The organism is Rhodosalinus sediminis (assembly GCF_003385555.1).
GTDB lineage: Bacteria > Pseudomonadota > Alphaproteobacteria > Rhodobacterales > Rhodobacteraceae > Rhodosalinus > Rhodosalinus sediminis.
Genome location: NZ_QOHR01000012.1, coordinates 1 through 20,443 on the forward strand (window position 1 = coordinate 1; position 20,443 = coordinate 20,443).

Here is a 20,443-nt window from a genome sequence, read left to right on the forward strand (position 1 = left end):
CGCCGGTGGCGGGAGCGCGGCCGCCGGTCGCGCGCCGGCGCGGCGGGCGCACGGGGCGGCGCGCGGGGCTCATGCCGGGGCGGCCTCGGCGCGCGCCTCCTCGAGCAGGCGGGCGGCCTCGGAACCCTGAAGGCGGGCGATGTCGTCCTGATACTTGAGGAGCGCGCCGAGCGTGTCGGCTATCACCTGCGGCGAGAGCGCGATCACGTCGAGTGCGAGGAGGCACTTCGCCCAGTCGATCGTCTCCGCCACGCCGGGCGCCTTGAAGAGATCCTCGGTGCGCAGGCGCTGCACGAAGGCCACCACCTCGCGCGAGAGCGCCGCGGCGGCCTCGGGCACGCGGGCCTCGAGGATCGCCATCTCGCGGTCGAAATCCGGATAGTCGACCCAGTGGTAGAGGCAGCGGCGCTTGAGCGCGTCGTGCACCTCGCGCGTGCGGTTGGAGGTGAGCACGACGATCGGCGGTTCGGGCGCGCGGATGGTGCCGATTTCGGGGATCGTCACCTGGAAATCCGAGAGCGCCTCGAGCAGGAAGGCCTCGAAGGGGGCGTCGGTGCGGTCGAGCTCGTCGATCAGGAGCACGGGCGCGCCGCCGTCCTGCGGCGACATCGCCTCGAGCAGCGGGCGGCGGATCAGGAAGCGATCCGAAAAGAGCTCGTCGGTGAGCGCGGCGCGGTCGGTGCCCTCCACCGCCTCGGCGGTGCGGATGGCGACCATCTGCGCGGGGAAGTTCCACTCGTAGACCGCGGAGGCGGCGTCGAGCCCCTCGTAGCATTGCAGGCGGATCAGCCGCCGGCCGAGCCCGGCGGCGAGCGCCTTGGCGATCTCGGTCTTGCCGACGCCGGCCTCCCCCTCGAGGAAGAGCGGCCGGCCGAGGCGCTGGCCGAGAAAGACCACCGTGGCGAGGGCGCGGCCGCAGACGTAGCCCTCCCCCGCGAGCAGGTCCTGAACGTCGTCGATCGAGCCGGGTGTGGTCATGCGGGTCCTCCTCCGCCCGGGAGAAGGGCACGCGGGCGGGCGCCGGGTCAAGCGCGCCGCGTTGACCGCGCGCCCCGCGCTCGTCATGATTCGGCCACGATCGGCTGCGAGGCGCGGCGAGCAGGCCGGGCATCGCCCGGCCGGACGAGCCACGCGAGAGGGGCGAGATGCGCGTAGCCGCGGTGACCTGCGTCAGGACCGAGGGGCCTTGCCTGATCGAGTGGGTCGCCCACCACCGCGCGATCGGGGTGGACGACGTCCTGATCTGCACCAACGACTGCGAGGACGGCACCGCCGCGCCGGGCGTGGTCCGCCACCGGACCGAGGGCGCGTGGCAGGGCGACGCGCCGCAGCAGCACGGGCTCGACCACGCGCGCGGAGCCGGTCGGGCGCGACGCGGCGTGGCTCATGCACATCGACGTCGACGAGTTCGTGAACGTGCGCTGCGGCGACGGCACGCTCGACGCCTTTCTCGCGCGCGGGCCGGAGGCGACCAACGTCGCCATGACCTGGCGGCTCTTCGGGCGCTCGGGCGTCGCGCGGCTGGAGGATCGCTTCGTGATCGAGCAGGTCACCCGCCACGCTTCTGCCCCAAGCCGCACACGGGCCGGGGCTTCAAGACGCTGTTCCGCGACATCGGCGCCTATGGGCGGATGTCCTGCCACAGGCCCGACAAGCGCGCGCCCGGGGTCGAGGACCGCGTGTGCCGGGTCAACGGCTCGGGCGCGGACATCACGGCGGAGGTCGCGCAGAGCGGCTGGCGCAGCTCGCAGCGCAGCGTGGGCTACGACCTCCTGCAGCTCGACCACTCCGCGCTGCGCTCGGCCGAGAGCTTCCTCGTCAAGCGCCAGCGCGGGCGCGCGCTGCACGTGGACCGGCAGATCGGGCTCAACGACTGGATCCGCATGGACTGGTCCGACGCGACCGACCTGACGATCCAGCGCAACCTGCCGCGGCTGCGCGCCGAAGCGGGGCGGCTGATGGCCGATCCGGAGGTGGCGCGGCTTCACGCCGCTGGCCTCGCCTGGCACCGCGAGCGTGCGGCCGCGCTGCGCGCGACGCCGGAGTTCCGCGCGCTCCACGAGCAGGCGCTGGCGACGCGGCTGACCGGCGCGGAGCGCGCGGCCTGGTCGCTCGCCCTCGACACGGAGAGCTGAGATGGCGGGGACCGAGACCCTCACCTCGCGCGGGGTGCGGATCCCGAAGAACGGGCGCGTCGTGAGGGGGCGGGCGCGGCGCAACCTGCGCGCGGGCACCTACGAGCGCAAGGAAAGCGACGCGGTGCTGCGCATTGTGCGCCCGGGCGACCGGGTGCTCGAGCTGGGCGCCGGGATCGGCGACATCTCGGCCCTGATCGCCACGCAGACGCAGGCCGCCGCGATCACCGCCTTCGAGGCGAACCCGGCGCTCCTGCCATTCATCGCGGAGGTCCACCGCGCCAACGGCGTGACGACCGCCACCGTCGAGAACGCGCTTCTGGCCGCGGAAGCCGGGCCGCCGCGACCCTTCCACATCCGCGAGGATTTCCTCGCCTCCTCGCTCGACCGCGACGCCGCGGGCGGCGTGGTGGAGACGGTCGCGGTGCCGGTGCGCGCGGTGGGCGACGTGCTGGCGGAGGTGCGGCCCGACGTCCTCGTCTGCGACATCGAAGGGGCGGAGGCGGAGCTCCTGCCGGCGGCCGACTGGTCCGGGCTGCGCGCGGCGGTGGTGGAGCTTCATCCGCAGTGGATCGGACAGGCGGGCGTGCAGGCGGTCTTCGACGCGATGCAGCGCGCCGGGCTCACCTGTTTCCCCCGCGCCTCGGAGCGCAAGACCGTCGCCTTCCGCCGGGGCTGGTGATGCGCATTCTCGCCATCCTGACCGTGCGCAACGAGGGGGCGTTCCTGCTCGACTGGCTGGCGCATCACCGCGCGGCGGGGGTCACCGATTTTCTCGTTTTCTCGAACGACTGCCAGGACGGGACCGACGCCCTGCTCGACCGGCTGGCGGACCTCGGCTGGGTGGAGCATCACCGCAACCCGCCGCCCCACGCCGCGCAAGGCGTGCAGTTCACCGCGCTGAACCGGGCGGCCGGCCTGCCGATCACCCGCGCGGCGGACTGGATCCTGCCGCTCGACATCGACGAGTTCGTGAACATCCACGCCGGCGACCGGACGCTGCCGGCGCTCATCGCCGCGCTGCCCGAGGCCACGGCGATCACGCTCACCTGGCGGCTCTTCGGCAACTGCGGCGTGGTCGGCTACAAGGACCGCCCGGTGACCGAGCAGTTCACCCGCGCCGCGCCCGAGGTGATCTGGTGGCCGTGGCGCGCGGCGATGTTCAAGACGCTCTACCGCAACGACGGCACCTACGCGAAACCCGGCGTCCACCGGCCCCGCGCGCCCGACCCGGAGCGCGTCGCGGCCGCGCGCTGGTTCGACGGGCACGGGCGCGAGCTGCCCGAGACCTTCCGGACGCGGCGGGTCTTTTCCGATTTCGGGCGGGCCAACTTCGGCCTCGCGCAGCTCAACCACTATCCCCTCGGCGCGATGGAGAGCTTCGTGCTCAAGGCCGACCGGGGCCGCGCGGTGCACGCCGAGGATCGGCTCGGCCTCGACTACTGGGTGGAGCGCAACCTCTGCGCCGAGGAGGACACCAGCATCGCCGCCCTCGCCCCGGCCGCGGCGGCGATCCGCGCGGAGCTCGCGGCGGACCCGCGCCTTGCGGCGCTGCACGCCGAGGCGGTCGCCTGGCGCCACGCGCGCTTCGCCGCGCTGATGGAGGAGGACCGCTTCCGCGACCTCATGGGCCGGCTGATCGCCGCGCCGCCCTCCCGGCCGGTGCCGCGCGCGCTGGCGCAGCGGCTCATGACCCACGCCCGGCGCGCGCGCGACCGTGCGGGCGGGGCGCCACACTAAGAGGCGGTTTCCCGCGCAATTTCGCCCAAATGCGTTACTATCGACGCGGCAGCGCGCCACGGACCGCCCGAACGGAGACAAGGGATGCAGGACGCCCCCGACCTCGACTCGCACCCCCTGACCGGACTGGAGCGGGCCGAGTGGCTGGACCGGCTGGCCGAAATCACCGTCGAGAACGGTCATTTCGACGTGCTCGGCGCGCGCCACCTTGCGAGCTACATCGACCATGGCGAGACGCTGCTCGTCACATTCGAGACGGTGGACGGCACGCGCGCGCTCTCGGCGCGCGAGGAACCGCTCGGCTGGCAGATGGTGCGCGATCACGGCTGGTCGCACCTCTGCCTGATGGCGCAGGGCGACACGTGGTTCCGCGATCCGGAGGTCTACGCCTACGTCGACCGGCTGGTGGACGAGGCCTTCTTCGAGGATTTCGAGCGCGTCGTCTTCTACGGCGCGGGGCCCTGCGGCTACGCCGCCGCCGCCTATTCGGTCGCCGCGCCGGGGGCGAGCGTGATCGCCGTGCAGCCGCAGGCGACGCTCGACCCGGACCGCGCGGAATGGGACGACCGCTTCACCGAGATGCGGCGCACCGATTTCAGATCGCGCTACGGCTACGCGCCCGCGATGGTCGAGGCGGCAATCGAGATGTTCCTGATCTACGACCCGCACGAGCCGCTCGACGCGATGCACGCCGCGCTCTTTCAGGGTGACAACGTGATCCGGCTGCGCCTGCGCAACATGGGCGGCGCGATCCAGGGCGACCTGATCGGCATGGGCGTTCTCGAGCCGTTGCTCGCCGCCGCCGGCGACAGCGTGCTCGACCGAGAGCTCTTCTACGAGCACCTGCGCGCGCGGCGCGATCACATGCCCTACCTGCGCCGGCTGCTGGCGCGGGCGGAGGAGCGGGGGCGCCTGAAACTCGCCTGGCGGCTCTGCCGCACCGTCACGGCGCGGCGCGACGCCCCGCGCTTCGCGCGGCGGATGGAGCGGCTGGAGGAGATGCTCGGCGAGACGGTCTAGCGCCGCCGGTCGGCGACCGCGCCGCGGAGCTCGTTCTGGAAAACGCCGATCGCGCCGCCGAGGACGACGAGCACCGGCGAGACCTCGTCCATCACCAGCACCAAAAGCACCGAGGCCGCGAAGAGCGCCGCGGCGAAGGCCGCGACGCGCCGCCCGGCGGCGTCGGGCATCCGCGCCTCGCCCAGCGCGCGGGCCATCGCCTCGGTGACCCGGTCCTCGATGTAAGGGGTGGCGGCCCCCGCAGCCGCCGCGACGATCAGCGTGAAGAGCATGGGGCTCCCTCCCTTCGCTCGGCGCGCGCTGTCTGCCGCATGCGCCCGGCGCGGGCAATCGTCCGTCGCGCTGGCGCGCCGCGCGGGGATGGGATAAGCGCGGGGCCATGACGACGACACTCGAGATCCGCCGCCCCGACGACTGGCACCTGCACCTGCGCGACGGCGCGACGCTCGCGGGCGTTCTGCCGGCGAGCGCGCAGGCCTTCGCCCGGGCCATCGTGATGCCCAACCTCGTGCCGCCGGTGGTGACCGGGGCGCAGGCCGCCGCCTACCGCGACCGCATCCGCGCCGCGCTGCCCGAGGGCGCGCGCTTCACGCCGCTGATGACGCTCTACCTGACCGAGGAGACGGACCCGGAGGACGTGGTGCGCGCCCATGCCGAGGGGCTCGTGACGGCGGTGAAGCTCTACCCCGCCGGCGCGACGACGAACTCGGCCTCGGGCGTGCGCGACTTCGGCCGCGTGCGCGGCGTGCTGGAGCGCATGGCCGAGGCCGGCGTGCCGCTCTGCGTGCACGGGGAGGTGACGGACCCCGACATCGACATCTTCGACCGGGAGGCCGTCTTCATCGAGCGGGTGCTCGACCCGATGCGCCGCGCGACGCCGGGGCTGCGCGTGGTGATGGAACACGTGACCACCGCCGACGCCGTCACCTACGTCAAGAGCGCCGAGCGCGATCTCGGCGCGACGATCACGGTGCACCATCTCGTCATCAACCGGAATCACCTGCTCGCCGGGGGTATCCGCCCGCATTACTACTGCCTGCCCGTGGCCAAGCGCGAGACGCACCGTCAGGCCCTGCGCGAGGCGGCGGTCTCGGGCGATCCGCGCTTCTTCCTCGGCACCGACAGCGCGCCCCACGTCGACGCCGAGAAGGAGACCGCCTGCGGCTGCGCGGGCATCTTCACGGCGCCGGTGGCGCTGCCGGTGCTGGCCGAGGTCTTCGAGGCCGAGGGCGCGCTCGACCGGCTCGAGGGCTTCACCTCCCGCCACGGCCCGGCCTTCTACGGGCTGCCCGTGAACGAGGAGACGGTGACGCTCGAGAAGGGCGAGGCCACCGTCCCGCCCGCCCGCGTCGAGACGGGCGACGGCCCGGTCACCGTCTTCGACCCCGGCTTTCCCCTGCACTGGCGCCTCCGCGCCTGACCGCGCGTCCGCCCTGCCGGGCGTCCTCGCTGCGAGGACGCCCGCGAGGGCGGACCGAGCCCTTCGAGGAGACCCCGATGATCACCACCGCGCCCCCGCCCGAGGAGATCGCCCGCCTCGCCGCCCGCATGCTGCTGGAGGTGGAGGCGGTGCATTTCAACGCCGAAGCGCCCTTCACGCTGGCCTCCGGCAAGCCCTCGCCCACCTACATCGACTGCCGCCGGCTCATCGGCTTCCCGCGGGTGCGCACCGCGCTGATGGATTACCTCGCCGCCACGGTCCTGCGCGAGGCCGGGTTCGAGCGCTTCGACGTCGTCGCGGGCGGCGAGACGGCGGGCATCCCCTTCGCCGCGCTGATCGCCGAGCGGCTCGGCCTGCCTATGGCCTACATCCGCAAGAAGCCGAAGGGCTACGGGCGCAACGCGCGGATCGAGGGCGTGGTGAACGAGGGCGACCGGGTGCTGCTGGTCGAGGATCTGGCGACCGACGGCGGCTCCAAGCTCTCCTTCGTCGAGGCGATTCGCGAGGCGGGGGGCGAATGCGCCTACACCGCGGTGATCTTCGCCTACGGCATCTTTCCCGAGGGCGAGGCAAAGCTGGCAGAGGCCGGCGTGCGGCTCCTGTCGCTGACGACCTGGCGCGACGTGCTCGCCGAAGCCCGCGCGCAGGCGGCGTTTCCCGCCGGGACGCTCGACGAGGTGGCGGCCTTCCTCGACGCGCCGCAGGCCTGGCAGGCGGCGCGCGGCGGCTGAGGCGCGGGTGTGTCCCGCGCGGCACAGTCCGCTCCGCGCGACGCCAGATGTTGACGCCACGCCGGGACACGCCGCAAGATCGGCGCGGGCAAAGCGTCCACAGGCTGTCCACAGCTTATACAGTTTGCCCTGATCGGACGGTCGGGGCTATCCGGTCCGCATCAGGACGAGGGGGCCAGCCATGAATCAGCTCGCGGGGTTCAACCCGGCCGGGGCGGAGATCGACGCCCCGGAGACGATGCCGCATTCGGTCGAGGCCGAGCAGCAGCTTCTCGGCGCGATCCTGACCAACAACGACATCTTCGACCGCGTCGCGGCGGTCGTCGGCCCGCAGCATTTCTACGATCCGGTGCACGCCCGCATCTTCGAGATCGCGGCGGCGCGCATCTCAAAGAATGCGCTGGCAACGCCGGTCACGCTCAAGACCTTCATGGAGGGCGACGAGGGGCTCGAGGCGCTCGGCGGGCCGGCCTATCTCGCCCGGCTCGCGGGCGCGGCGATCGCGGGCTACGCGGCGAAGGACTACGCGCAGCTCATCTACGACCTCGCCATCCGGCGCGAGCTGATCGGGCTCGGGCGCGACATCTCGGCCCGGGCCGCCAAGATGGAGGTCGACAGCGAGCCGCGCGAGCAGATCGTCGAGGCCGAGCAGGCGCTCTACCGCCTCGCCGAGCAGGGCAAGTCCGACAGCGGCTTCAAGTCCTTCCTCAACGCCTCGCTCGAGGCGGTGCAGGTCGCGGTGGCCGCGCACAAGCGCAAGGGGCAGCTAGCCGGCATCTCCACCGGGCTCATGGACCTCGACGCGAAGCTCGGCGGCCTGCACAAGTCCGACCTGCTGATCCTCGCCGGGCGCCCCTCGATGGGCAAGACGTCGCTCGCCACCAACGTCGCCTTCAACGTCGCGCGCGCCTACAAGCGCGGCACGCTCTCCGACGGGAGCGAGGGCGCGGTCGAGGGCGGCGCGGTCGGCTTCTTCAGCCTCGAGATGAGCGCCGAACAGCTCGCCACCCGCGTGCTCTCGGACGCCTCCGAGATCCCCTCGGAACGGGTGCGCAAGGGCGACCTGACCGAGGAGGAGTTCCAGCGCTTCGCCGCCGCCGCGCGCGAGCTCGAGGCCTGCCCGCTCTACATCGACGACACCCCGGCGCTGCCCATCGCGCAGCTCGCCGCGCGGGCGCGGCGGCTGAAGCGGACGTACGGGCTCGATCTCATCATGGTGGACTACCTGCAACTGGTCCGCCCGGGCGCGGCGAAGGACAGCCGCGTCAACGAGGTGAGCGAGATCACGCAAGGCCTGAAGGCCATCGCCAAGGAACTCGACGTGCCCGTGATCGCGCTCAGCCAGCTTTCGCGGCAGGTCGAAAGCCGCGAGGACAAACGCCCGCAGCTCGCCGACCTGCGCGAATCGGGCTCGATCGAGCAGGACGCCGACGTGGTGATGTTCGTCTTCCGCGAGGAATACTACAAGGAGCGCGAAAAGCCGGGCGACCACGACCTCGACGCGATGGCCAAGTGGCAGGAGGAGATGGAGAAGCTCCACGGCCGCGCCGAGGTCATCATCGGCAAGCAGCGCCACGGCCCCATCGGCTCGGTCGAGCTCAGCTTCGAGGGCAAGTTCACCCGCTTCGGCAACCTCGCCAAGCCCTGGCAGCAGGAGGGCGGCGGGTTCTGATCCGGCGGCCCTGGGGTCGGAAGGCGGCGCTGCCACGGACCTGACACCTGTCGGGCAGGCTGCCGCGTCGGCCTCCGGGCCGGGGGCGTCAGACCGGCCCGGCGCCTCGGCGCGGGCGCGACGGCGCACCTCGCCCGCGGGGACAGTCCCGGCGGGTCGATCGCGCTCCCCCCTTCCCTCTTCGAGTCTCCGAGCGCGCGGCGGGGCACGGCCTCCCCGCATCGCCGCAGGTTCGGGGATATGCCGCGCCGCGCACGCCCCGGACCGGCGCCGCGGGATGCGACCGCCGGGCCTCGGGTCGCCCGGTGCGCCGGAAGGTCGCGCGCTCCCCCGGCGCAGGCGCGCATCGGGCAACGGCGATGCCGCCGCTCCCGGCCTTGTGACTGGACAGGGCGCACCTTCCCCTGCGTAATGACCCTATGCGCGCCTGCTTCGCCGCCTGCCTCGCCCTGCTGCCCCTCGCCGCGCCGGCCTGGGAGCCCGACGGGCTGGAGGTCGATCTCGAGCTCGTGCTCGCGGTGGACGTCTCGCGCTCCATGTCGCCCGACGAGCTCGAGACGCAGCGGCGCGGCTACGCGGCGGCGCTCACCTCCGACGAGGTGGTCGCCGCGATCACCTCCGGCATGATCGGGCGCGTCGCACTGAGCTACGTCGAATGGGCCGGCGCCGCCGCGCAGCGCAGCGTCGTGGACTGGACCCTGATCGAAGGGGCCGAGGACGCCGCCCGCTTCGCCGCGCGCATCGGCGAGCGCACCGCGCCGGGGATGCGGCGCACCTCGATCTCGGGCGCGCTCTTCCATGCGGCCGAGAGCTTCGAGGACAACGGCTTTCACGGGCTGCGGCGGGTGATCGACATCTCGGGCGACGGGCCGAACAATCAGGGCGGTCCGGTCGCCGCCGCGCGCGACGCGGTGGTGGCCGAGGGCATCACCATCAACGGCCTGCCCCTGATGACGCCCGAGGACGAGCTCGCCATCTGGGACATCGCGGATCTCGACATCTACTACGAGGACTGCGTCGTCGGCGGCCCGGGCGCCTTCGTCGTGCCCGTCCGCGGCTGGGCCGCCTTCCCCGAGGCGGTGACGCGCAAGCTGGTCCTCGAGATCGCGGGCCCGCCCGCGCGCCTCTGGCAGGCCGAGGCGCCGGGGGCGCCGCGCGTCGACTGCCTCGTCGGCGAAAAGACGTGGGACCGCTACCGCCGGACCTGGGGCGATCCCTGAGGCGCCGCGGCGCCGCCCAGCGCATCGCGATTCGTCTGCGGGCGCGCCCCTCCTCCCCGGCACGAGATGCCGCATCGGGGGCGCCCGGCCCCCGCTCAGGAGATGTGCAGCGCGCGGCCCGCGCAAAGAAACCCCGACAGGGCATCTTGCCTCGCGGCGCGGGGCGTATCATGCCTGTCGCGGCACATCCGCACGACAGGGAGACACGACATGATAAGAAGACGCACGTTCCTCGCCTCCACCGGGGCCGCCGCGCTCGGCACGCTCGCGGCGCCCTCGGTGCTGCGCGCGCAGTCCGGGCCGCTCAAGATCGGCACCTACGGCGGCTATTTCGAGGAAAGCTTCCGCGAGCACATCTATCCCGACTTCACCGCCGCCACGGGCATCGAGGTCGAATCCATCCCCGAGCCCACGGGCGAGGCGTGGCTCGTGCAGCTTCAGCAGGCGGCGCGCGCCGGGCAGGCGCCGGCCGACGTCTCGATGATGGCGCAGGTGCCGCGCATCCGCGGCGAGCGCGCGGGCCTCTGGGCCGGGCTCGACACCGGCGCGATGGAGAACCTCGGCAACCTGCCGGAGCACTTCGTCCACGCCTACGACGACGGGCGCACCTACGGCACCGGCGCGGTGAGCTGGTTCATCACGCTCGTGACCAACACCGACGTCTACCCGGAGGCGCCCGACAGCTGGGCCGAGCTCTGGGACCCGGCGAACGAGAACCGGCTGGGGCTCCTGGCGCTGGCGTCGAACTCCTTCCTGCTCGAGGTCACGGCGACGGTGCACTTCGGCGGCAAGGAGATCCTCGCCACCGAGGAGGGCATCCTCGAGGTCATGGAGAAACTCGCCGAAGTGAAACCCAACGTCCGCCTCTGGTACCGCGACGAGGGCCAGTTCCAGCAGGCGCTGGAGACCGGCGAGATCCCGATGGGGCAGTACTACCACGACGTCACGGGCCTCGCCGCGGCGGACGGCAAGCCGGTGCGCTCGACCTTCCCGCAGGAGGGCGCGGTGCTCGATTCCGGCAGCTGGGTCGTCTCGCGCGCCTCGGAGATGCTGGAACCGAGCCAGGTCTTCATCGACTACATGGCGCAGCCCGAGGTGCAGGCCAAGCTCGCCCGCTTCGTCGGCACCGCGCCCACGGTCCCGCGCGAGCTCACCGATCTGACGGACGCGGAGTTCGCCGCGGTGTCGTCGGACATCGCGCCGATCCTGCCGCAGTACGACCTCTACATCGACCGCGGCGACTGGGTGAACCAGAAGTGGACGGAGATCGTCACCGGCTGAGACCGCGACACCGCGCCGGCCCTCCGGGGCCGGCGCCCGACAGGGCACGCACATGACCGATCTATCGCTACAGGGGCTGAGCAAGCGCTTCGGCGACGTCGCGGCCGTGGACGACGTCTCGCTCGAGATCCCGGACGGCAGCTTCGTCTGCCTGCTCGGCCCCTCGGGTTGCGGCAAGACCACGCTGTTGCGCCTGCTCGCCGGGCTCGAGACGCCGAGCGCCGGGCGGCTTCTCGTGGCCGGCGAGGACGTGACCGAGACGCCGGCGCACGCGCGCCGCTTCGGCATGGTCTTCCAGTCGCTCGCGCTCTTCCCGCATCTGACGGTGGCCGAGAACGTGGCCTATCCGCTCTCGATCCGCGGCCGACCCAAAGCCGAGTGCCGCGCCCGGGCCGAGGAGCTTCTCGCGCTCGTTCAGCTCGAGGGGATGGGCGGGCGGCGCATTCACCAGCTGTCGGGCGGGCAGCGCCAGCGCGTGGCGATCGCGCGCGGGCTGGCCATCGCGCCGCGGCTCTTCCTGCTCGACGAGCCGCTCTCGGCGCTCGACGCCAACCTGCGCGAGCACATGCAGGTCGAGCTCCGCCAGCTTCAGCAGCGCCTCGGCGTCACCACCGTGGTCGTCACCCACGACCAGAAGGAGGCGCTGACCATGGCCGACATCGTCATCGTCATGGATCAGGGCCGTGTGCAGCAGGTGGGCCCGCCGATGGAGGTATACCGCGACCCGGCCAACGCCTTCGTCGCGGGCTTCATCGGCACCTCGAACCTTCTGCCCTGCGAGCTCGGCGAGGGCGAGATCGCCGTCTCGGGCCACCGCATCGCGCTCGACCCCGCCGACCGGGTGAAGGCGCGCCCGGGGGCGGCGATGCTCTCGGTCCGGCCCGAGGACGTCCGCATCGCCGAGGACGGCCTGCCCGGCAGGGTGAGCTTCGTGCGCGATCTGGGCGAGAGCGTGCAGGTCATGATCGACCACGGCGACCGCGAGATCACGGCGCTCTACGCCCCGGGCGCGCGGCCGGAGGTCGCCGTCGGGCAGGAGGTCGGCCTTTCCTTCGCGCCGGGCGGGCGCGTGGTTCTGCCGGCATGAGCGCGCCGTCCGAAAAACCCACGCCCGGCTGGCTCGCCGCGCTGCCGGCGGCCTGGCTCGCGGTCTTTTTCCTCGTGCCCTTCGCGATCATGCTGGGGGTGAGCGTCGCGCACCGCGTGCCCGGCGGCTTCTACGAGCCGGGCTTCGAGCTCGCGAGCTACGCGCGCTTTCTCACGCCCTTCTTCGGCAAGATCCTCCTGACCTCCGTCGCGCTCTCGGCGGGGGCCGCGGCGATCTGCGTGGCGCTCGCCTTTCCCTTCACGGTGATCCTAGCGCGGATGGGGCGGCGGGCGCAGACGCTGGTGCTGGTGGCGCTGCTGGCGGTGCTTTCGCTCTCGGAGGTCATCATCGGCTTTTCGCTCTCGACGCTTTTGTCCAAGACCGCGGGCATCGGCAACTTCTTCGCCTGGCTCGGGCTGATCGCGGAGTCGCGCGCCTACACGCCGAGCTTCTTCGCGCTGATGACGGGGCTCTGCTATCTGGCGCTGCCCTACGCGGTGCTGGTGCTCTATCCGCCGGTCTCGCGCCTCGACCCGGAACTCGGCGAGGCGGCGCGGATCATGGGGGCGAGCCCGATGCGCGCCTTCTGGACCGTCACCGTGCCCATGCTGCGCGCGCCGCTGATGGGGGCGGGCATCCTCGTCTTCGTGTTCACGCTGGGGGTCTACCTGTTGCCGCAGGTGCTCGGGCAGCCGGCGCACTGGACGCTGTCGGTGCACATCACGGATCAGGCGATCTTTCAGTCGAACCTGCCCTTCGCGGCGGCGATGGCGGTGCTGCTTCTGATCGTGTCGCTGGCGCTCGTGGGGCTGACGCTGCTCCTCGGGCGCGACCGGGCGGGGGCGGCATGAACGGCGCGGTGCGCACGGGCTACGTGCTGGCGATCCTCGCGCTGCTGGCGGCGCCGATCGTCGTGGTCGCCGGCGTCTCGCTCAACGCCCAGCAAGCGCTGCTCTTCCCGCCGCCCGAGACCTCGCTGCGCTGGTACGGGGCGCTCTTCACCACCTCCGACTGGCTGGTGCCGCTCCGGAACTCGCTGGTGATCGCCGCGGCCTCGGCCGCGCTCGCCGTTCTGGTGGCGCTGCCGCTCGCGCTGCATGTCTGGTCGCGGTCGGGGTGGCTGGCGCGGGCGCTCTCGACGCTCGGCGTCGCGCCCTTCATGCTGCCGCCGGTGATCTCGGCGCTCGGGTTCCTCGTGTTCTGGGTCACCATCGGCATGTACGGGCAGATGACGGCGACCATCGTCTCGCACGGAGTATTTCTCGTGACGCTGCCGGTGGTGACGCTGTCGCTCGGGCTCGGCGCGATGGACCCCGCGCTGGTGGAGGCGGCGCGGACCATGGGCGCGACGCGGGGACAGGTGCTGCGCACGGTGATCCTGCCGCTGCTCCTGCCCTACATCGTCTCGGGCTACGCCTTCGCCTTCGTGCTCTCGCTCAACGAGTACATCATCGCCTATATGGTCGCGGGCTTCACGGTCGAGACGCTGCCGATCAAGATCTTCAACAGCCTGCGCTACGGCTACACGCCGATCATGGCGGTGGTCGCGGTGCTCTTCGTGGCGCTCGCGGTGGCGGTCTTCGGCCTGATCGGGCGCTTCGGCAACCTGCCGCGGCTGCTCGGCGCGGACCGGGTGGAGGAACGATGAAGCTGGCGCTCCGACAGGGGGCGGGCGTGCCCGGCGATCTGGGCGCGACGGTCGCCGAGGCGGCGCAGGCGATCGATGCCGCGGCGCGAGGGGGCGCCGATCTGCTCGTCTTTCCCGAGGGGTTCCTGACCGGCTACCACGTCCCCGGCCTCGCGCCGGGCGGCCTCGCCGGCGTGGAGGAGGCGCTTGCGCAGGTGGGGGCGGCGGCGCGGGCCGCGGGCCTCGCCGTCGTGATGGGTACCCACCTCGACCGGCCCGAGGGGCTGCGCAACGCGGCCGTGGTCTTCGGCCCCGACGGCGCGGAGCTCGGCCGCTACCACAAGCGCGCGCTCTTCGGCGACTGGGAAAAGGCGACCTTCCTCGCCGGCGCGGCGCCCTGCCGGGTCCGGCTGGGCCGTTGGCGGGTCGGCGTGCTGATCTGCTACGACGTGGAGTTTCCCGAACTCGTCCGCGCCGAGGCGCGGGCGGGCGTCGATCTCGTCGTGGCGCCCACGGCGCTGATGGCGCCCCACGACCGGGTCGCGCGGCAGGTGATCCCGGTGCGCGCGCTCGAGAACCAGATCTTCCTCGGCTACTGCAACCGCGCGGGGGCGGAGCCGGGCCTCTCCTACGTCGGGCTTTCGACCATCGCCGGCCCGCGCGGCGAGACGCTGGCGCAGGCCGGGCCGGGCGAGGAGAGCGGGTTGATCATGGCCGATCTGGACCGCGCGCGCATCGCGCGGGAGCGGGCGGAGGCGAGCTACCTCGACGATCTGGCAGGGCTGCGCGGCCTCTGACCGCCCGGCGCGCGCGGGCATCGGGCGGCCCGGAGGCGGGCGCGCACGCGCGTCAGGGCAGGACGCAGAGCATCTCGTAAAGGAGGTTCGCGGCGATCAGCGCGGTGTTGCCCGAGGGATCGTAGGGCGGCGAGACCTCGACCAGATCGCAGCCCACGAGGTTCAGCCCCGCGCAGCCGCGCACGATCTCCAGCGCCTGCCAGGTCGAAAGGCCGCCGGGCTCCACCGTGCCGGTGCCGGGCGCGAAGGCCGGGTCGAGGCTGTCGATGTCGAAGCTCAGATACACCGGCGCGTCGCCCACGGTCTCGCGCACCTGCTCCATCAGCGGCGTCGCGGGGCGGTACCAGAGCTCCTCGGCCTGCACGACCGTCCAGCCCTGCGCGCGGCCCCAGTCGAAATCCTCCGCCGCGTAGCCCGTGCCGCGCAGCCCGATCTGGAAAACGCGGTCGTTGAGCAGGCAGCCCTCCTCCCACGCGCGGCGGAAGGGGGTGCCGTGCGCCTCCGCCTCGCCGAACATCGCCTCGTTGACGTCGGCATGCGCGTCCACATGGATCAGCGCGACGGGGCCATGGCGGTCCTTCATCGCGCGCAGGATCGGCCAGGTCAGCGTGTGATCGCCGCCGAGCGTCAGCGGCACCGCGCCGTGGGCGAGAATGCCGCGGTAGTGGTCGGCGATGATGCCCACGGATTTCTTCAGGTCGAAGGTGTTGATGGGCACGTCGCCGATGTCGGCCACCTGCATCCGCTCGAAGGGCGCGGCGCGGGTGGCCATGTTGTAGGGGCGCAGCATCCGGCTTTCGTCCCGGATCTGGCGGGGGCCGAGCCGCGTGCCGGGCCGGTTCGAGGTGCCGATGTCCATCGGGATGCCGACGAAACAGGCGTCGAGTCCCCCGGCGGTGTCCTGCGCGGGCAGGCGCATCATGGTGACGGGGCCGCCGAAGCGGGGCATCGCGTTGCCGCCGAGCGGCTGGTTGTAGCGGGTCATGGCTCCTCCGTCGTGGCGATCAGGCGGGCGAGCGGGCGGATCTGCCCGGCGAGACGGGCGCGCAGATCCGCGAGGGTCATCGCGTCCTGCATCGCGACATCGATAAACGCCCGGGCGAGTTCGTGGAAGAGACACCACCCACAGATTGGCGCCGCACGCGCCCGGGATGGCGCCGGTTGTCGGACGCCGCGCGCGCATTCGCCGAAGGGGCCGCATATCGCGCGCGCCCACGGCCGGTGCCGTGATGCAGGGACGGCCTCTCGACGCGCCGCCCGCCTGCGCGGCGGCGCCAGGCCGTCCGAAGCGGGACCCGTGGCGTCGGCGGTCCGGTTTCCGCTACGGCAGCGGCACCGCCGTGCCGAAGGGCACCGTGTGCTCCCACCCGTCGGCGCGCCCGCTGAGATGCAGCGCCGCCTTGATCGCGCCCATGTGGGTGACGACGAGCGTCGGCGCCTCGGGCACCTGCTCCAGCGCCGCCGCCACCCGGTCGCGCAGGTCGGCCACGCTCTCGCCGCCGTGCGGGCGCGCGTGGTAGAAATCCGCCGCCCAGGCGTCGAGCTCGTCCCGTGGCAGCTCGGACCAGGGACGCCCCTCCCAGCGGCCGAAATCCATCTCCGTCCAGAGCGGCACGACCTCGGCCATGAGGCCCCGCGCCGCCGCGACCCGCTCGGCGAGACGCCGGCAGCGGGTGAGCGGGCTCGTCAGGACATGCGCGACCTCGGGCAGACGGGCGAGCGCCGCCTCGGCCTCCGCCTCGAAGCTCTCGGCGAGGGCGAGGTCCGTGCGCCCGTAGCAGGTGCCGGGCGCGACCGCCGGCGTCGTGTGGCGCAGGAGCGTCAGAGCCATGCGAGCGCCCCGAGGTAGAGGCCGAGCTCCGCCGCTTGCTGCGTCGCGCCAAGGCAGTCGCCGGTGTAGCCGCCGAGCCGGGCGAGAAAGCGCCGCGCGAGGAGCGCAGCGAGGAGTGCAGCGAGCGCGAGCGCAGCGAGCGCCGCCCCGGGCCCAAGCGCGAGCGCCAGCGCGAGCGCAGCGAGCGCCGCCGTGGCGAGCGCGACGCGCTCGCCCGCACGAGAGACCGAGGGAGCGGTGAACTTCGCGCCCTGCTCGCGCGCGTAATCGGCCCGCGCGACCACCGCCACCGGGGCGTACCGGCTGATCGCGTGCCCGCAAAGGACCAGCGCCGCCGCCTGCCCCGGCGCGAGCGCGGCGAGCGCCGCCACCTTGAGCGCCAGAACGAGGCCCAGCGCGAGCACCCCGTAGGTGCCCACGCGGCTGTCGCGCATGATCTCGAGCGCGCGCTCGCGCGTCAGCCCGCCGCCCAGCCCGTCGGCCGCGTCGGCGAGCCCGTCCTCGTGAAAGGCCCCGGTCGCCGCCACCGTCGCCGCCACCGACAAAAGCACCGCGACCGGCCACGGCAGCGCCAGCGCCGCGCCGAGCAGCACCGCCGCCCCGATCGCGCCGACGATCAGCCCCACGGCCGGGTAATACCGCGTCGCGCGCAGAAGCCGCCCCTCGGAAAAGGTAAGATACCGCGGCACCGGCAGCCGCGTGAGAAACTGCACGGCGAGGGCGAAGACCCCGAGCTCGTCGCGCCAGCCGGCGAAGGGCGGTTCCTGCGTCGGGTCCTGCGTCATGACCCGGCCTTAGCCCCGCGCGCGCGGCGCGGCAAGCCGGGCGGATTCGGCTTGACGCGGGGCGCAGGGCTGCGAATTAGACGCCATGGCGCAAGCGGAGCTCATCGTCGATCTGGACGCGCTGGTGGCCAACTGGCGCGCCCTCTCGGACCGCTCGGCCAGCGAGGCCGGCGCGGTGGTCAAGGCGGACGCCTACGGCCTCGGCCTCGCGCCGGTGGCGACCGCGCTCGCGCGCGCGGGCGCGCGGCGCTTCTTCGTGGCAGAGGCCGAGGAGGGCGCGGCGCTCCGCGCCGCGCTCGGCGCGGGGCCGGAGATCTTCGTCTTCAACGGGCACATGGCCGGCGACGCCGACACGATCCGCGCGGCGGACCTCGTGCCGCTCCTGAACTCCCCCGAACAGGTCGCGCGCCACCTCGAGGCCGCGCCGGAGGCGCCCTGCGGCGTGCAGCTCGATTCGGGGATGAACCGGCTCGGCCTGGAGCCCGCCGACTGGGCCGAGGTGCGCCCGCGCCTGGCCGCGCCGCGGCTGGTGATGAGCCATCTGGCCTGCGCCGACGACGCCGACCACCCGATGAACGCCCGCCAGCTCGCCGCCTTCCGCGCGATGACCGAGGGGGTGGACGCGCCCCGCTCGCTCGCCGCGACAGGAGGCGTGCTGATGGACCCGGGCTTTCACTTCGATCTCACGCGCCCCGGCATCGGCGTCTACGGCGGCCTGCCCTTCGCCGAGGCGCGCCCGGTCGTCACCCTGCGCCTGCCGGTCATCCAGACGCGCGAGGTCGTCGCCGGAGAGAGCGTGGGCTACGGCATGACCTGGATCGCCGAGCGGGACGCGCGCATCGCCACGGTCGCGGGGGGCTACGGCGACGGGCTGCACCGGATCATGGGGCCGCATCTGGCCTTCCACGCCGGCGAGACCCCCTGCCCCGTGCGCGGGCGCATCTCGATGGACCTGATCGGCGTGGAGGTCACGCATCTCGACGCGCCGCCCGAGACGCTGGAGCTTCTCGGCGCGCATCAGGGCGTGGACGACCTTGCCGCCCATGCGGGCACCATCGGCTACGAGATCCTGACCGCGCTCGGACAGGGCCGCTACGCGCGGCGCTACACCGGCGGATGAGGGCGCTCGCGCCTCTCGGCGCGCTCGGGCGGGCGGTGCTGCGCCTGCTCGGCGAGGTGGGGCGCGTCGCGCTCTTCGCGCTCGCGGCGGTGAGCCACGTCCTGCGTCCGCCCTTCTACGCGCGCGAGTTCGCGCAGGCTCTGGTGCAGATCGGCTGGCTCTCGCTGCCGGTGGTGGGGCTGACCGCGCTCTTCACCGGGGGCGCGCTGGCCCTGCAGATCTACGCCGGCGGCGCGCGCTTCAACGCCGAGGCCGTGGTGCCGCAGATCGTCGCCATCGGCATCGTGCGCGAGCTCGGCCCGGTGCTCGGCGGGCTGATGGTCGCCGCGCGCGTGGCGAGCTCCATCGCCGCCGAGATCGGCACCATGAAGGTGACCGAGCAGATCGACGCGCTGGTGACGCTCTCGACCGACCCGATGAAATACCTCGCCGCGCCGCGCGTGCTGGCCGCCACGCTGGCGGTGCCGGTGCTCGTCGCGGTGGGCGATTCGGTCGGCGTCATGGGCGGCTGGCTGGTGGGCGTCGCGCGGCTCGACTTCAACGGCGCCGCCTATCTCGAGAACACGGTGAATTTCCTCGAGACGTGGGACGTCGCCTCCGGCCTCGTGAAGGGCGCGGCCTTCGGCTTCATCGTGGCTCTGATGGGCTGCTATCACGGCATGCATTCGAGCCGCGGCGCGCAGGGCGTGGGTCGCGCGACCAAGCAGGCGGTCGTCTCGGCGAGCGTGCTGATCTTCGCCGCGAACTACATCCTGACGGAGGTCTTCTTCGCGGCATGATCGAGCTCAGGGGCGTGACCAAGGCCTTCGGCGAGACCCGCGTGCTGCGGGGCGTGGACCTTTCCGTGCCGCGCGGCACTTCGATGGTGGTGATCGGCGCGTCCGGCACGGGCAAATCCGTGCTTCTGAAATGCGTGCTCGGGCTGGTCGCCCCCGACGCGGGCGAGATCACGGTGGACGGGCGCGACGTGCGCGCGGGCGACCGCGACGCCTTCCTCGCGCGCTTCGGGATGCTCTTTCAGGGCGCGGCGCTCTTCGATTCGCTGCCCGTCTGGCAGAACGTCGCCTTCCGCCTCCTGCGCGGCGCGCTGAAGCGGCCGCGGGCGGAGGCGCGCGAGATCGCGGTGGAAAAGCTCCGCCGCGTCGGCCTCTCGCCGGATGTGGCCGACGCCTACCCGGCCGAGCTCTCGGGCGGCATGCAGAAGCGCGTGGGGCTGGCCCGCGCCATCGCCGCCGATCCCGAGATCATCTTCTTCGACGAGCCGACGACCGGCCTCGACCCGATCATGGCCGGCGTGATCGACGACCTGATCCGCGAGATCGTGACCGAGATGGGCGCGACCGCCGTCGCCATCACCCACGACATGGGCAGCGTGCGCCAGATCGCCGACAGGGTGGCGATGCTGCACGACGGCGTGATCAAGTGGACCGGGCCGGTGGACGCGCTCGACGCCTCGGGCGATCCTTACGTCGAGCAATTCATCCACGGCCGTGCGGACGGCCCCATCGCGGCGGTGCGCTGATGGAGTTTCTGGAACCCGATCCCGTCCTTCTGGCCTTCATCGGCTTTCGCCAGACCGTCTACCTCGAGGGGCTCGTCGTGCTCGCCGCGCTCCGGGCGGTGGTGGCGCGCGGGGCCTGCCGCCGGCTCGCGCTCGCGGCGCTCGCGGTGGCGGCGGCGGCGGTGGCGGTGAAGCTCGCCGCACTCCTGCCGGGCGCGCCGCTCGTCGAGGCGGCCGGATGGGTGCGCACCGCGGGCGGCGGCATGGCCGTGCCGCTCGCCGCCTCGGCGCCCCTGCTCGCGGCCGGGATCGCGCCGGGGCGGCGGTGGGCGTGGCTCGACTGGGCGCACCTTCTCTGGCTCGCCGCATTGCTCGGGCTCTGGGGCTACGCGCAGTGGGGCTGAGGCCCCGCGCCGCCACGCGCGTGCTGCGCCCGGCGGGACCGGCGCGGGACT

At 73.0% G+C, this 20,443-nt stretch carries 22 protein-coding genes and 1 pseudogene; 18 read left to right on the forward strand and 5 right to left on the reverse strand.

Annotated elements, in window-relative coordinates:
* Positions 1-69 precede the first annotated feature (69 nt).
* Positions 70-978 carry an AAA family ATPase gene (locus tag DRV84_RS09665; protein WP_115979807.1) on the reverse strand — a complete coding sequence of 303 codons (909 nt, stop codon included), beginning with the start codon at positions 976-978 and terminating at the stop codon, positions 70-72.
* A gap of 167 nt (positions 979-1,145) precedes the next feature.
* Between DRV84_RS09665 and DRV84_RS16205 the strand changes: the two are divergent.
* From DRV84_RS16205 to DRV84_RS09685, 5 genes and pseudogenes are all read left to right on the forward strand, one after another.
* Positions 1,146-1,262 (forward strand): annotated as a pseudogene (locus DRV84_RS16205) (glycosyltransferase family 2 protein); the annotation flags it as partial.
* Positions 1,263-1,631: 369 nt separating this feature from the next.
* Positions 1,632-2,135, forward strand: coding sequence for a hypothetical protein (locus tag DRV84_RS16210; RefSeq protein WP_338052701.1), 504 nt, complete (start codon positions 1,632-1,634; stop codon positions 2,133-2,135).
* Position 2,136: 1 nt separating this feature from the next.
* Positions 2,137-2,817, forward strand: coding sequence for an FkbM family methyltransferase (locus DRV84_RS09675; RefSeq protein WP_115979809.1), 681 nt, complete (start codon positions 2,137-2,139; stop codon positions 2,815-2,817).
* Positions 2,817-3,875: a glycosyltransferase family 2 protein gene (locus DRV84_RS09680; protein WP_115979811.1), complete on the forward strand. Its 1,059-nt coding sequence runs from the start codon at positions 2,817-2,819 to the stop codon at positions 3,873-3,875. Before DRV84_RS09675 ends, DRV84_RS09680 begins: the two co-directional genes overlap by 1 nt.
* Positions 3,876-3,959: 84 nt before the next feature.
* Positions 3,960-4,895 (forward strand): phosphoadenosine phosphosulfate reductase, encoded by a 936-nt coding sequence (locus tag DRV84_RS09685; protein WP_115979813.1) that lies wholly within the window; start codon positions 3,960-3,962, stop codon positions 4,893-4,895.
* Here DRV84_RS09685 and DRV84_RS09690 read toward each other — a convergent pair.
* Positions 4,892-5,167 carry a hypothetical protein gene (locus tag DRV84_RS09690; protein WP_115979816.1) on the reverse strand — a complete coding sequence of 92 codons (276 nt, stop codon included), beginning with the start codon at positions 5,165-5,167 and terminating at the stop codon, positions 4,892-4,894. The two genes, DRV84_RS09685 and DRV84_RS09690, sit on opposite strands and share 4 nt — an antisense overlap.
* 107 nt (positions 5,168-5,274) lie before the next feature.
* Here DRV84_RS09690 and pyrC point away from each other — a divergent pair, with 107 nt between their 5' ends.
* From pyrC to DRV84_RS09735, 9 genes are all read left to right on the forward strand, one after another.
* Complete coding sequence (gene pyrC, locus DRV84_RS09695) at positions 5,275-6,315, forward strand: dihydroorotase (RefSeq protein WP_115979818.1); 1,041 nt, start codon at positions 5,275-5,277, stop codon at positions 6,313-6,315.
* 77 nt (positions 6,316-6,392) lie between these two features.
* Positions 6,393-7,067 carry an orotate phosphoribosyltransferase gene (locus DRV84_RS09700; protein WP_115979821.1) on the forward strand — a complete coding sequence of 225 codons (675 nt, stop codon included), beginning with the start codon at positions 6,393-6,395 and terminating at the stop codon, positions 7,065-7,067.
* Positions 7,068-7,248: 181 nt separating this feature from the next.
* A complete protein-coding gene (locus tag DRV84_RS09705; protein ID WP_115979823.1) occupies positions 7,249-8,739 on the forward strand; it encodes a replicative DNA helicase in 1,491 nt (496 codons plus the stop codon).
* Positions 8,740-9,158: 419 nt separating this feature from the next.
* Complete coding sequence (locus DRV84_RS09710) at positions 9,159-9,959, forward strand: DUF1194 domain-containing protein (protein WP_115979826.1); 801 nt, start codon at positions 9,159-9,161, stop codon at positions 9,957-9,959.
* Between the two features lie 210 nt (positions 9,960-10,169).
* On the forward strand, positions 10,170-11,240 hold the full coding sequence (locus tag DRV84_RS09715; protein ID WP_115979829.1) for an ABC transporter substrate-binding protein: 1,071 nt from the start codon (positions 10,170-10,172) through the stop codon (positions 11,238-11,240).
* Between the two features lie 52 nt (positions 11,241-11,292).
* Positions 11,293-12,327, forward strand: a complete 1,035-nt coding sequence (locus DRV84_RS09720; protein WP_115979832.1) for an ABC transporter ATP-binding protein — start codon at positions 11,293-11,295, stop codon at positions 12,325-12,327.
* Complete coding sequence (locus DRV84_RS09725; protein WP_115979835.1) at positions 12,324-13,178, forward strand: ABC transporter permease; 855 nt, start codon at positions 12,324-12,326, stop codon at positions 13,176-13,178. Before DRV84_RS09720 ends, DRV84_RS09725 begins: the two co-directional genes overlap by 4 nt.
* Positions 13,175-13,975 carry an ABC transporter permease gene (locus DRV84_RS09730; RefSeq protein ID WP_115979838.1) on the forward strand — a complete coding sequence of 267 codons (801 nt, stop codon included), beginning with the start codon at positions 13,175-13,177 and terminating at the stop codon, positions 13,973-13,975. Before DRV84_RS09725 ends, DRV84_RS09730 begins: the two co-directional genes overlap by 4 nt.
* Positions 13,972-14,751, forward strand: coding sequence for a nitrilase-related carbon-nitrogen hydrolase (locus DRV84_RS09735; RefSeq protein ID WP_115979840.1), 780 nt, complete (start codon positions 13,972-13,974; stop codon positions 14,749-14,751). The genes DRV84_RS09730 and DRV84_RS09735 overlap by 4 nt, the downstream gene beginning before the upstream one ends.
* Before the next feature lie 52 nt (positions 14,752-14,803).
* Here the strand turns inward: DRV84_RS09735 and speB are convergent, their stop codons facing one another.
* The 3 genes from speB to cobS all read right to left on the reverse strand — a co-directional run bounded on the left by speB (position 14,804) and on the right by cobS (position 17,367).
* Positions 14,804-15,736 (reverse strand): agmatinase, encoded by a 933-nt coding sequence (speB, locus tag DRV84_RS09740; RefSeq protein ID WP_115979842.1) that lies wholly within the window; start codon positions 15,734-15,736, stop codon positions 14,804-14,806.
* A gap of 336 nt (positions 15,737-16,072) precedes the next feature.
* The gene (locus DRV84_RS09745) at positions 16,073-16,582 is read right to left on the reverse strand and encodes a histidine phosphatase family protein (protein WP_115979845.1); all 510 of its coding nucleotides are present in this window, start codon (positions 16,580-16,582) and stop codon (positions 16,073-16,075) included.
* Positions 16,573-17,367 carry an adenosylcobinamide-GDP ribazoletransferase gene (gene cobS / locus DRV84_RS09750; protein WP_115979847.1) on the reverse strand — a complete coding sequence of 265 codons (795 nt, stop codon included), beginning with the start codon at positions 17,365-17,367 and terminating at the stop codon, positions 16,573-16,575. Before cobS ends, DRV84_RS09745 begins: the two co-directional genes overlap by 10 nt.
* A gap of 85 nt (positions 17,368-17,452) precedes the next feature.
* On the opposite strand from cobS, the gene alr reads away from it, so the two are divergent.
* Genes alr through DRV84_RS09770 form a run of 4 tightly spaced genes read left to right on the forward strand, consistent with a single transcriptional unit; the run spans position 17,453 to position 20,392 of the window.
* Positions 17,453-18,487, forward strand: a complete 1,035-nt coding sequence (gene alr, locus DRV84_RS09755) for an alanine racemase (protein ID WP_115979849.1) — start codon at positions 17,453-17,455, stop codon at positions 18,485-18,487.
* The gene (locus DRV84_RS09760) at positions 18,484-19,266 is read left to right on the forward strand and encodes an MlaE family ABC transporter permease (RefSeq protein ID WP_115979852.1); all 783 of its coding nucleotides are present in this window, start codon (positions 18,484-18,486) and stop codon (positions 19,264-19,266) included. The genes alr and DRV84_RS09760 overlap by 4 nt, the downstream gene beginning before the upstream one ends.
* The gene (locus DRV84_RS09765; protein ID WP_115979855.1) at positions 19,263-20,009 is read left to right on the forward strand and encodes an ABC transporter ATP-binding protein; all 747 of its coding nucleotides are present in this window, start codon (positions 19,263-19,265) and stop codon (positions 20,007-20,009) included. Before DRV84_RS09760 ends, DRV84_RS09765 begins: the two co-directional genes overlap by 4 nt.
* Positions 20,009-20,392 (forward strand): hypothetical protein, encoded by a 384-nt coding sequence (locus DRV84_RS09770; protein WP_115979858.1) that lies wholly within the window; start codon positions 20,009-20,011, stop codon positions 20,390-20,392. Before DRV84_RS09765 ends, DRV84_RS09770 begins: the two co-directional genes overlap by 1 nt.
* Positions 20,393-20,443 lie beyond the last annotated feature (51 nt).